This window comes from Sinomonas humi (assembly GCF_000802235.1).
GTDB lineage: Bacteria > Actinomycetota > Actinomycetes > Actinomycetales > Micrococcaceae > Sinomonas > Sinomonas humi.
In genome coordinates this window covers 71999-83203 of sequence record NZ_JTDL01000120.1, presented here as the reverse complement: position 1 = coordinate 83203, position 11205 = coordinate 71999, and the positions used below count along the sequence as shown (strand labels likewise).

Here is an 11205-nt window from a genome sequence, read left to right as displayed (position 1 = left end):
ACCACAAGCGAAACCCCAGGCCCCCCATCCCCCACCCCAGCCACACCCCCCGAGCCGACAGCGCCGTCGTCCCAGCCGCCCGCCTCGGCCCAGCCCTCCGTCCACGGCGCAGGGCACCCGTCCGGCAAGTCCGCCGGCAAGGCCGCCGGCCGGTCCTCCGACAGGCCGGGTCCGCCCGCATCCAGCGGTTCGTCCATCAGCCCGTCACCCCCTCATCGGCCCGAGAGTCCCGCTCCCCGAAACCCTGATCCGAGCCTACGGAGGGCCTCCGACAAAATAAGACCGAGGCGAACCCGGAGCACGAAGAACCCTCGAAGGCAGGTTCGCCAGGCGAGGAGTGCAACCTAGGCCTCCCGCTCCTAGGACGCAGAGGGCACGTCTGACGGAGCGAGCTGAGAGTCGACTTCGAGTAGCCTTAGGTGTGTACCGCACCGGGGCGGCAGGACCGAGAGACCGTCGCCCGACGAGTACCCCCTCGACTCGCTGCCCACCCCCCACCCATGCCGAGCGTGCAGCCAGTCGCGCCCGCACCCGCGGCCGCCTCCAGAGAGGCACAGCGTCCCCGCGACCCGCTCGGGAACAAGTGAGAAGCAAGAAGAGGAACATGGAACAGACGGCCCTGATGGCCATCGCACTCGTCGGCATCGCCAACCCAGAGAGCCGCAGTGCGCTACCGAATGCACCGATCGTCGACGATGGCAGGGCCAACCGAGGCGAGAGGCTCAGGAAAGCCCGCGGTGGGCTCGCGAATGCCCTTCATCGCCTCGCATGGTCGCTTGAGCCGGATCCGTGGTCGACGACGGAGGCTCACTGAACGATTCCTCCGCGCCGTAGCTTCCGAGCATCGAGAGCGAATCGGCCGACGGCGATCCCGGCTTCGCGGTGAACAGCCGCAGGGTCTGGTCGGGGTCGTCGCGCGGCGCGAGATCTTCGAAGTTGAGTTCCAGCTCGCCGACTACGGGGTGCCGCATCCGGATGGTGCCGGCGTGTTCGGTCACGACGCGGTGCCCGGCCCACCATTGACGGAAGTGCTCGCTGTGCACGGCAAGCTCGCCGACAAGCTGGTTGGCTTGCGGGTCGCTCGGATGCCGGCCGATATCGACGCGGAGCGTTCCGGCGGCCTCGGCCGCGACCGCCGCCCAGTCGGAGAAGAGTTCGCGGGCGCGCGGGTCCAGGATGATCCAGCGGGTGAGGTTGCGTTCGTGCACTGGCATGCTCGGGAAATCAGCGAGCAGAAGGAACGCGAGCCGGTTTCCCCCGAGGACGTCGGTTCGGCGCCCCAAAATGAGGGCGGGAACAGTGCCGACGGCGTCCAAGAGCTGGCGAAGCGCCGGGCGGACTCCTTGGGCTGGCAAGGGGGAGCGCTGCGAGTTGGCGCAATGCTCGAGGAGGTCCATCATGTGGGCGCGTTCGGCCGCATCCAGACGGAGGGCGCGGGCCACCGAGTCGAGGACCGCGCGCGAGGGGTGGATGTTGCGCCCTTGCTCGAGGCGGGTGTAGTAGTCCGTGCTCACATCGGCCAGCAGCGCGATCTCCTCGCGGCGGAGCCCGGGCACGCGCCGTCCGCCCGCAGTCACAGCGATCCCGACCTGCTCCGGCGTGAGCCGTGACCGCATCGCTTTGAGGAACCGACCGAACTCAGCGCTTTGACCCATGGGTTCCATTCTGGCCCCACCGAGGCGTGGCGTTCCACGCACAAGGGTAGGACTCGCATTCCTAGGAAGCGCGCCAATACCTGCTGCCGTCGCGCTTGCGGTCCACGACGCCCTCGTCGACAAGAGCGCGTCGCACCCCTGGAACGTCGTCGACCCGCTCCGCGAGCCTGGCATTGAACTCGGGCTCCGAGACTTCCTCGTCCGCGCCCAAGAGCTCCGTGCCGAGACCACGCAGCACTTCGAGTCGCAGCCGGTGCTGGCGCGGGAGCTGCTCCAGCTTGCCCCCGGGCTTTTCCGGCAACGCCGCGCGGGCGCCGTCGAGCAGCGCGCGGAGGGCGGCGTCGTCGACCGCCACCCGCCCGTCAACAAGCTGCTTGAGCACTCCCGCCCCGCTCAGAAGGCGGTCCTGACGCTCGTCCGCCGCGACGCCGTCGTCCCCTCCCCCGACAATCTCGGCGAAGCGAGCCCGCGAGCGCCCGTTCACGAGCGCGGCTAGGAACTGGATGAGCTGAGGCTGCATGGATCCACTGTGACTCATCAGGCGCCGTCGCGCAGCTGGGCGTTCCCCCGCGCGAGCTTGACCGCGAACGCGAGCGCGCCGAGGCGCCCGGTGCCGCGCGGGTCGCCGCCGAGGGCGTCGAAGATCCGCGCGAGCCGCTTGTGCAGGCTCTGCCGTTCAAGGAAGAGGGTGCGCGCGGCGTCGGCCGTGTTGCAGCCCGCGGTGATCCAGACGTCGAGGGTCCGGACCAGCTCGCCTCCCCTCTTCTGCTCGAGTTCGATCAGCGGGCCGAGGGTCTCCTGCACGAAGGCCTGGGCCGCCTGACGGGAGAGCTCGCGCTCGGCGAAGCGTTCGACGACGAAGTCCGCACTGTCGTAAACCGCGTAGTCCCACTTGGAGGCACGTCCGAGGCGGAGCGTCGTGCGGGCCTCGACGAGCGACGCCGACGCACCCCGAATGTTCGGCATGGTCGGGCCGAGCGCCCCAACTGTCCCGGTGCGGGCAAGCGCGTCGCGGAGCGCAATCACGAGTTCGCCCCGCTCGACCGCCTGTTGCCCCGGGGCGAAGGCGAGGAGCGCGACGACGGTGTCGCCGTCCGCATGGAGGCGAGCCCTTGCACGGAGGCCCCGTAGCGCGCGGTCGACGGCGGCCGACGGCGGCGCGCCCGACGACGACCGGAAGATGGCGGCGGCCACAGGGGTCTCGAGCCCGAGCCCGGTGGCCTCCGCCAGCTCGAGAAGCTGATCGCCGCCCCCGCCGGCGAGGACCATGCGGAGGAGCGCGTCGTCGGCCATGCGCGCGAGGCTCGGGCGGTGGTGCTGCGCGAGCGCAAGGGCCAGGATGCCGCGGACGCGCGGGGCGACCGTCTCGATCAGGGAGGCGTCCACGCGTGCACCGCCACGGAACTCGAGCCGCGCCACGTCCACTCCGCCCACGCCGAGCGGGACGCTAGCGACGACGCTCTCGCCCTGCTCGCTGGGATCCCGGGCAGTCTCGAGTCCCGCTGCCTCAAGCCCCGCAGCCTCAAGCACAGCGCCGGAAGTGTCGACGACGACGACTGCCGCACCGAGCGCCTCGGCGGCGAGGGCGAGAAGCGGCCCGAGCGACGAGCCGGAGACGGCCATCTTCTCCGTGAGCTGCTGGGACAGGGCATCAGCAGTCTGGAGCGCTTCGACTTGGCGGGAGACGATCCTGCGGTTGACGGCCTCGGCGACCTCGACGAATGGCACCACGCGGCGCAGCTCGATGAGCGGGAGGCCGAGTTCGTCGGCGGCCGCGAGCACCTCGTCGGGCAGGCGGCGACCGCCGAGGGTCTCGACGGCGACGCCGGCCACGCTGCGCTCGGCGAGGCTGCGAACGTACTCGAGCTGGGCGCCGGGCCGGAGCGCGAGGAAGGCCTGGCCTCCCGTGAGGAGGAGCTCGCCGCCGCGCAGGAGCGGGGCGATCTGCACGACCTCGCTCGAGTGCACCCAGCGCACGCGGCGCAGGGGGACGGTCGAGGCGCCGCCGACGACGGCGGGATCGCCGAAGCGCAATGCCTCGCCGGTGAGGATTTCATCGAGGGGGATGGACACAGAGCCTCCGAGGGTGACGGTCCGTCACCCACAAGAGGAGCAAGGGGTGACGAAATGAGTCTAGGGTGTGTCCGCCACCACATCTACGCTGGATCTCAGGCCGGCCCTCCCCCGCTTGACTCCCCCAGAAAGTGGCATCCTTCATGAGCCTCGAACCCCAGAGCTTAGAAAACCAGCGCTCTGAGAGCGCGACGCACAGCGTCGAAGACGTCCTGCAGCCTATCCCCGAGTCCGCCCGCACGACGAAGGTGTCGGGGCAGTTCTGGATCTGGGCAGGCGCGAATGTCGCCCCGATCAACTGGATCCTGGGCGCCCTTGGCATCCAACTCGGCCTCGGGCTCGCCGACACGATGACGGTCCTCGTCATCGGCAACGTGATCGGCATGCTCGGCTTCGGCTTCTTCGTCCTCCTCGGCCAGAAGACCGGCGCGACCGGCATGATCCTCGCCCGCGGGGCATTCGGCCGGCGCGGCGCCTACCTCCCGGCCGCGATCCAGGCGATCGTCGCCGTCGGTTGGTCCGCCGTCAACACGTGGGTCATCCTCGACCTCGTCATGGCGCTCTTCGGCCAGCTCGGCTGGGTCGATCCGAACCAGCAGAACCTCGTCTGGCGCGTCATTGTGGCGGCGATCATCATGAGCGTCCAGGTCGCGATCTGCTATCGCGGCTATGGGGCTATCGCAAAGTTCGAGCGCATCACGATGCCGCCCACGCTCCTCGTCCTGGTCGCAATGTCCGTCATCGCCTGGACCCAGCTCCACATCGACTGGGGCTACCAGGGGCAGCCCGGCCACATCCTCACCGGCGATGCCCGCTTCGCCGCGATGTCCGGCATCATGACCGTCATCGGTATTGGATGGGGCATCGGGTGGTTCACCTACGCCCCGGACTACTCCCGATTCGTCTCGAAGAGCATCCCCAAGTCAAAGCTCTACCTCACCTCGGTCCTCGGCCAGTTCCTGCCTGTCGTGTGGCTCGGCCTCCTCGGAGCGAGCCTCGCGACGATGAACGGCACGGCCGATCCCGGCGAACTCGTGGTCAAGAGCTTCGGCGTCCTCGCCGTCCCGGTGATCCTGCTCGTCATCCACGGCCCGGTCGCAACGAACATCATCAACCTGTACACGTTCGGCGTCGCGACTCAGGCTCTCGACATCCGGATCTCCCGCAAGAAGCTCTCGATCCTCGTCGGCTGCCTGTCGATGGCCGCCGTCGTCCTCTTCCTCTTCGCCCAGGATTTCGCGACCCTGCTCGACAACTGGCTAGGGACGATCGTCGCCTGGGTTGCGACGTGGGGCGGGATCATGGCCGTGCACTACTTCATCTTCGAACGCAGGCACACCGACTACAGCTACCTGTTCGTGAGCCCGCGGGACACTCGCCTCAAGGCGGTCAACGCGTCGGCACTCATCGCTTTCGGGGCAGGCCTCGTCATGACGTGGATGTTCATGTACGGAACGCTTCCGATCTTCCAGGGTCCGATCGCCACGGCCATGGGCGGCGTCGACCTCTCGTGGCTTGCGGGCACCGTGACCTCGGCAGGGGTCTATTTCGCCCTCGGGTATGCGCGATTCCGGTCCCGCATCGCGCATGACGCCCCTCTCATGGCCGCATCCACCCTTCAGGAGGCATCATGACCGCCAGCGTCTTCATGGAAGACCTCGACGCCTTCACCTACCGCGAGCGCCTCGCGACGGGGAGTCGGCTCGTGATCGTCCCCGTCGGATCGGTCGAACAGCACGGCCCGCACCTTCCGCTCACAACGGATGTCCTGCTCGCCCGGGCAGTAAGCGGCCGGCTCGCGGAGGCGGTTGGCGCGCTCGTGGCCGCGCCGATCGTCTACGGCTACAAGTCGCAGCAGCGCTCGGGCGGCGGCAACCACCTCGGAGGCACGACGAGCCTCGACGCGACGACGATGATCGCCATCGCCCGCACCCTCACCCACGAGTTTGCGCGGCATGGAGCCGAACGTGTCGTCTTCCTCAACGGCCACTTCGAGAATTACCAGTTCCTGTACGAGGGGGTCGAGCTCGCGACGAGGGAGCTCGCGGCCCAGGGCAATGACCTCGAGGCCATGCTCGTCTCCTACTGGGACTTCGTGGACGCGGCGACTCTAGACGAGGTGTACGCGGGGAGCTTCCCCGGGTGGGAAGTGGAGCACGGCGGGGTCCTCGAGACGTCGCTCATGCTGCACCTCCACCCGGAGCTCGTGGACCTCGGCCGCGTCATGGACCTCCCGCCCGCGGAGCTGCCGCCCTACGATCTGCTGCCAGTCCGCCCCGAGCTCACGCCCGCCTCGGGCTGCCTCTCCTCGGCGGCGCGAGCCTCCGCCCAAGCGGGTCGCCTCCTGCTCGAACGGACGACGACGGCGCTCGCCGAAGCGGTCGAGTCCGCCTTCGCGAACAGAATGAGCGCAACGATGTTGCAATGAGCGAGTTTAGCCCTTGACCGTGATCTGGGGCACTCGTATCCTGATGCAACAGCGTTGCATTTACAGCAACCCAGATCCCCCTGGTGGTTCCCATGAGCACTGATGACTCTCCTCTGGCAGCACCCGATATCTCTTCCAACAGCCAGTTCTCCCCCTCTTCCGGCCTCGGCAAAGACGCCCGCCGCCGTGTTCTCTGGGGCAGCTTCATCGGCAACTTCGTCGAGTGGTTCGACTACGCCGTCTACGGCTACCTCGCCTCGACGATCGCGTCGGCGTTCTTCCCCGACTCGGACAAGCAGACGGCGCTGCTCGCAACGTTCGCGGTCTTCGCCATCTCATTCTTCGTCCGGCCCCTCGGCGGCTTCGTGTGGGGCCACATCGGCGACCGGCTCGGCCGCCGCACGGCCCTGTCGATCTCGATCCTGATCATGAGCGGTGCAACGTTCTGCATCGCGCTCATCCCCTCGTACAGCCTCATCGGCGTCGGGGCGCCGATCATCCTGCTCGTCATCCGCGTCATCCAGGGCTTCTCGGCGGCCGGGGAGTACGCGGGAGCCTCGGCGTTCCTCGTCGAGTACGCCCCGGCCCATCGCCGCGGGATGTACGCCGCCGTCGTCCCCGCTTCGACGGCAGCCGGCCTCCTGCTGGGCTCGCTCCTCGCAGCGGTGCTCTCCGTCGTCCTGGACGCTCAGCAGATGGCCGACTGGGGTTGGCGGCTCCCGTTCCTCCTCGCCGCGCCGATGGGCCTCATCGGGCGGTACATCCGGACGAAGCTCGAGGACACCCCGGTGTTCCGCGAACTCGCGCATGAGGACAAGGTCGATCACGCCCCGGTCAAGGACATGTTCACGCGGCACTGGCGCGCGCTCGTGCTCGCGGTCGGCGCTGTACTGCTCAACGCCGTCGGCTTCTACGTGATCCTCTCGTACATGCCCACGTACCTCTCGACCGAGCTCGGGTTCGGCGCCACGGAGTCCTTCGTGGCGACGACGATCGCGCTCGTGACGTACATCGGCTTCATCTTCCTGACCGGCCTCGCGTCGGACCGCTTCGGCCGGAAGCGGGTGCTCATCACGGCGTCCGTGCTGTTCGCCGTGCTCACGGTCCCCGCGTTCATGCTCCTCGATGCCGGCAACTTCGGGGTGATCCTGCTCGTCGAGATCTTCCTGGGCGGCATGCTCACGCTCAACGACGGGACGCTGCCGAGCTTCCTCGCCGAACTGTTCCCCACGCGGATCCGCTACTCGGGCTTCGCGGTGAGCTTCAACGTCGCAAATGCCCTCTTCGGCGGCACCGCGCCGTTCGTCGCCACGCTCCTCATTGGAGTCATGCACACGAAGCTCGCTCCCGCGTGGTACCTCGTGGCCGCCGCGCTCGTCTCGCTCATCGCCGTGCTGTGCGCGAAGGAGACGTTCAGGAAGCCCCTCGCGCAGTAGCCGAGGGCCCCGTTACTTCCTCTGAACCATCACAACAACCCCTTAGTTAAGGAGAACCATGTCCATCGACACGACTTCCGCCGTGACCTCGGTTTCCGAGCTTGAGCGCCTCAAGGTCCTGCACAACGGAACCAAGCAGCCGCTCACGTTCTCGGATGCCGAGTTCGAGCGCCGCCTCGCCGGGCTGCGGGAGATCATGGCCGAGAAGGAGCTGGACGCCGTCGTCCTCACCTCCTACCAGAGCATCAAGTACTACTCCGATTTCCTCTTCACGTACTTCGGCCGCTCGTACGCTCTCGTCGTCACGCCAGACGACCAGGTCACGGTGACGGCGAACATCGACGCGGGCATGCCATGGCGCCGGAGCTACGGCGAGAACATCGTTTACACGGACTGGCGGCGCGACAACTTCTACTTCGGGCTTCAGGAGGCGTTGCGTCAGCGCGGCATCACGGCGAAGCGGCTCGGGATCGAGGACGACACCGTCGCCCAGCTCCAGCGCGAGCGCATCGCCGCGGCCTTCCCGGGCGCGGCTCTCGTGGACGTCTCGCAGGCCGCGATGCGGCAGCGCATGATCAAGTCGGCCGAGGAGATCGAGGTCATCAAGCACGGCGCCCGCATCGGCGACCTCGGCGGTGAGGCCATCAAGGCCGCGATCCGCGAGGGCATCTCCGAGTACGAGGTCGCGCTCATCGGCACCGAGACGATGGTCCACGAGATCGCGCGCACGTTCCCCCACTCCGAGATCCGCGACACGTGGGTGTGGTTCCAGTCCGGCATCAACACCGACGGCGCGCACAACTGGGCCACCACGCGCAAGCTGCAGAAGGGCGACATCCTCTCGCTCAACTGCTTCCCGATGACCTCCGGCTACTACACCGCCCTTGAGCGCACGATGTTCCTGGGCCAGCCGGACGCCCGCTCGCTCGAACTGTGGGAGATCAACGTCGAGGTGCACCGCCGCGGCCTCGAGCTCATCAAGCCCGGTTCGGTGTGCAAGGACATTGCGGCCGAGCTCAACGAGATCTACATCGGCCACGGCCTGCTCCCCAACCGCACTTTCGGCTACGGCCACTCGTTCGGCGTCCTCTCGCACTACTACGGCCGCGAGGCGGGCCTTGAGCTGCGCGAGGACATCGAGACCGTGCTCGAGCCGGGCATGGTCGTCTCCATGGAGCCCATGATCACCGTTGCGGAGGGCCAGCCGGGGGCCGGCGGCTACCGTGAGCACGACATCCTCGTGGTGGGCGAGGACGGGGCCGAGAACATCACCAAGTTCGGCTTCGGGCCCGAGAACAACATCATCGAGGCCTGACAGGACGCTGACAGGCTCCTTGCCCGCCCCGACGCCGCGGCGCCACGACACCCGTGGTGCCGCGCCGCCGTCGTCCCTTTTGACGGACCCCGCCCCTAAGGTGGAATTCATGACTGGCCCCTCCCCCATCTCGAACGCCGTGGCCGTGCTGCGCTGCTTCAGCGTCGACGAACCGCTGCTCGGCGTCACGGACATCGCCGCCAGGATCGGCCTGCACAAGAGCTCCGTGTCGCGGATCCTCGCGATTCTCGAATCGGAGGGGCTCGTCGAGCGCGACGAGCCGACTCGCCGTTTCCGGCTGGGGCTCGGCATCATCGGAATCGCCGGCCCTCTCCTCGCCGACCTCGACGAGCGCCGCGTGGCCTACCCCGCGCTGCGCGAACTCGCCGAGCGCACGGGCGAGACGAGCGCGCTCCTTCTGTGGAACGGGAGCGAGGCGGTGTCCGTGGAACAAATTCCGAGCCGCCATCAGGTCAAGCACACCACGACCCTCGGCACGCGCTACGCGACCACTCTCTCCGCCTCCGTCCAGGTCTTCCTCGCGGCCGAGACGGCCGAGCGCGTGCGTGAGGCGCTCGGGGGTACCGATGAGGAGCTCGAGGCCTACCTCGCCCGGCTCGCCGAAGTGTCGGAGCGGGGATACGCCGTCAACTATGGCGAGACATCGTCAGAGGAAGTCGGGGTCGCCGCGCCCGTGTACGACCACCGGGGCGAAATCGTCGCCGCAGTGCTCATTTCGGCCCCGCGCTTCCGCATCTCCCCCGAGCAGGTCACGGACCTCGGAAAGGCCTGCGCCGAGACCGCCGCGGATGTGACGCGGAGGCTCGGCGGCTCGCCGCGCGCCTCCTAGGAGGTGGCCGCGGCCTGCTCCGCTGGCGCCGCGACCTCGCGCCCCACCCGAGGCATGCCGACGACGGCGACGACCGTGAGCAGGGTTCCGATCAGGACCGCGAAGAACACGGTGTCCGAGGCCGAGATGATCGTGTGGGGGTTCGTGCTGCCATTCGCCGTCCGCGCGTAGATCGCGTTTGCGACGGCGCCGAACACCGCGACGCCGAGAGAGCTCCCGATCGAGCGGGCGAACATGTTGGTGCCCGTCACCACTCCGCGTTCGTTCCACTCGACGCTCGACTGGGCGGCGATGAGGGTTGGCGTGGCCACGAGCCCCAGCCCGAGGCCGACGACGAAGCAGCTCACCGCGACGAGCACGACGTTCGGGGTCTGAGCCGTGATGGCGAGGACGCTCGCGCCCACCACCGAGATCACGATCCCGATGAGGGCCGTGTTGCGGAACCCGATGCGCAGGTAGAGCTTCCCGGACTGGGACGCGCTGATGGGCCATCCGATCGTCAACGCGGCGAGTGCGAGGCCCGCGAGCACGGGCGAGACCGAGAGGGCTCCCTCGAGGAACGTCGGAACGTAGGACGTGAGGCCGAGGATGATTGCGCCGACGCCGAAGGAGATGAGCGTCGTGGTGAGCAGTAGCCTGCGCGAGACGACCCAGAGGGGAAGGACCGGCTCGCTAGCGCGCCGCTCCACGAAGACGAAGGCCACGAGCAGGACCACGCCGACCACGAAGACGCCGATGCCCACTGGCGAGTTCCAGCCCCAAGCCTGACCGCCCTCGAGGGCTCCGAGGATGATGAGCGTCATCGCCCCCGTGAGGAGCGCGGAGCCTACGTAGTCGATGTGATGCCGGGCGCGCTCGATCTTCTCGTGGAAGGTCCGGATGAGCATCCACCCCGCGAGCACGCACAGGGGGACGTTGATGAGGAAGATGCCGCGCCAGATGCCGAGCGAGGAGAAGACGCCGCCCAGCGTCGGGCCGACGACCGAGGAGATGGCCCACACGCTCGCGAGATAGCCCTGGACCTTCGCGCGCTCGGCGAGCGAGTAGATGTCGCCCGCGATCGTAATCGCCATGGGCTGGACGGCGCCAGCCCCGAGGCCCTGCAGGACGCGGAACGCGATGAGGGCCGGCATGCTGACCGCGACGCCACAGAGAATCGAGCCGAGCATGAAGAGGCCGATGCCGGCGAGGACGATCGGCTTGCGCCCGACCATGTCGGAAAGCTTCGCGTAGACCGGCACCGAGACCGCCTGCGCTAACAGGTAGCCGGAGAAGAGCCAGGGGAAGGACGAAAATCCGCCCACGTCGTGCACGATGGACGGCACCGCAGTAGCAACGATCGTCGAATCAATCGCGACCAAGGCGGTCGTGAGCATCAGCGCGATGAGGATGGGGCCACGCTCAGAGCGGAAGCCCACTCCTTCGGCGTGCGTCTTCGTCATGTGTTT

Annotated in this window: 10 protein-coding genes; 5 read left to right on the top strand and 5 right to left on the bottom strand. The window is 68.2% G+C overall.

Annotated features, from left to right (window positions below; all coding sequences use genetic code 11):
• The 4 genes from LK10_RS22635 to LK10_RS12170 form a co-directional block, all read right to left on the bottom strand.
• Positions 1 to 197, bottom strand: a 197-nt coding sequence (locus tag LK10_RS22635; protein WP_231567750.1) for a hypothetical protein, incomplete at its 3' end; no start/stop codon positions are given.
• A 525-nt stretch (positions 198 to 722) separates the two neighbouring features.
• Positions 723 to 1655 carry a helix-turn-helix transcriptional regulator gene (locus LK10_RS12180; RefSeq protein ID WP_052207274.1) on the bottom strand — a complete coding sequence of 311 codons (933 nt, stop codon included), beginning with the start codon at positions 1653 to 1655 and terminating at the stop codon, positions 723 to 725.
• Between the two features lie 61 nt (positions 1656 to 1716).
• A complete protein-coding gene (locus LK10_RS20905) occupies positions 1717 to 2175 on the bottom strand; it encodes a DUF2087 domain-containing protein (RefSeq protein WP_052207273.1) in 459 nt (152 codons plus the stop codon).
• 17 nt (positions 2176 to 2192) lie between these two features.
• Positions 2193 to 3728 carry a PucR family transcriptional regulator gene (locus LK10_RS12170; RefSeq protein WP_043124000.1) on the bottom strand — a complete coding sequence of 512 codons (1536 nt, stop codon included), beginning with the start codon at positions 3726 to 3728 and terminating at the stop codon, positions 2193 to 2195.
• Positions 3729 to 3871: 143 nt separating this feature from the next.
• Between LK10_RS12170 and LK10_RS12165 the strand changes: the two genes are divergently transcribed.
• The 5 genes from LK10_RS12165 to LK10_RS12145 all read left to right on the top strand — a co-directional run bounded on the left by LK10_RS12165 (position 3872) and on the right by LK10_RS12145 (position 9757).
• Complete coding sequence (locus LK10_RS12165) at positions 3872 to 5362, top strand: purine-cytosine permease family protein (protein ID WP_081998489.1); 1491 nt, start codon at positions 3872 to 3874, stop codon at positions 5360 to 5362.
• Positions 5359 to 6156, top strand: a complete 798-nt coding sequence (locus tag LK10_RS12160; RefSeq protein WP_043123998.1) for a creatininase — start codon at positions 5359 to 5361, stop codon at positions 6154 to 6156. Before LK10_RS12165 ends, LK10_RS12160 begins: the two co-directional genes overlap by 4 nt.
• Before the next feature lie 92 nt (positions 6157 to 6248).
• Positions 6249 to 7592 carry an MFS transporter gene (locus tag LK10_RS12155; RefSeq protein WP_043123997.1) on the top strand — a complete coding sequence of 448 codons (1344 nt, stop codon included), beginning with the start codon at positions 6249 to 6251 and terminating at the stop codon, positions 7590 to 7592.
• 58 nt (positions 7593 to 7650) lie between these two features.
• The gene (locus LK10_RS12150; protein WP_043123994.1) at positions 7651 to 8907 is read left to right on the top strand and encodes a M24 family metallopeptidase; all 1257 of its coding nucleotides are present in this window, start codon (positions 7651 to 7653) and stop codon (positions 8905 to 8907) included.
• A gap of 109 nt (positions 8908 to 9016) precedes the next feature.
• Positions 9017 to 9757, top strand: coding sequence for an IclR family transcriptional regulator (locus LK10_RS12145; RefSeq protein WP_052207272.1), 741 nt, complete (start codon positions 9017 to 9019; stop codon positions 9755 to 9757).
• On the opposite strand, the gene LK10_RS12140 is transcribed toward LK10_RS12145, so the two are convergent.
• Entirely contained in the window at positions 9754 to 11199 is a 1446-nt protein-coding gene (locus tag LK10_RS12140) for an MFS transporter (RefSeq protein WP_043123992.1), read from the bottom strand. The two genes, LK10_RS12145 and LK10_RS12140, sit on opposite strands and share 4 nt — an antisense overlap.
• Positions 11200 to 11205 lie beyond the last annotated feature (6 nt).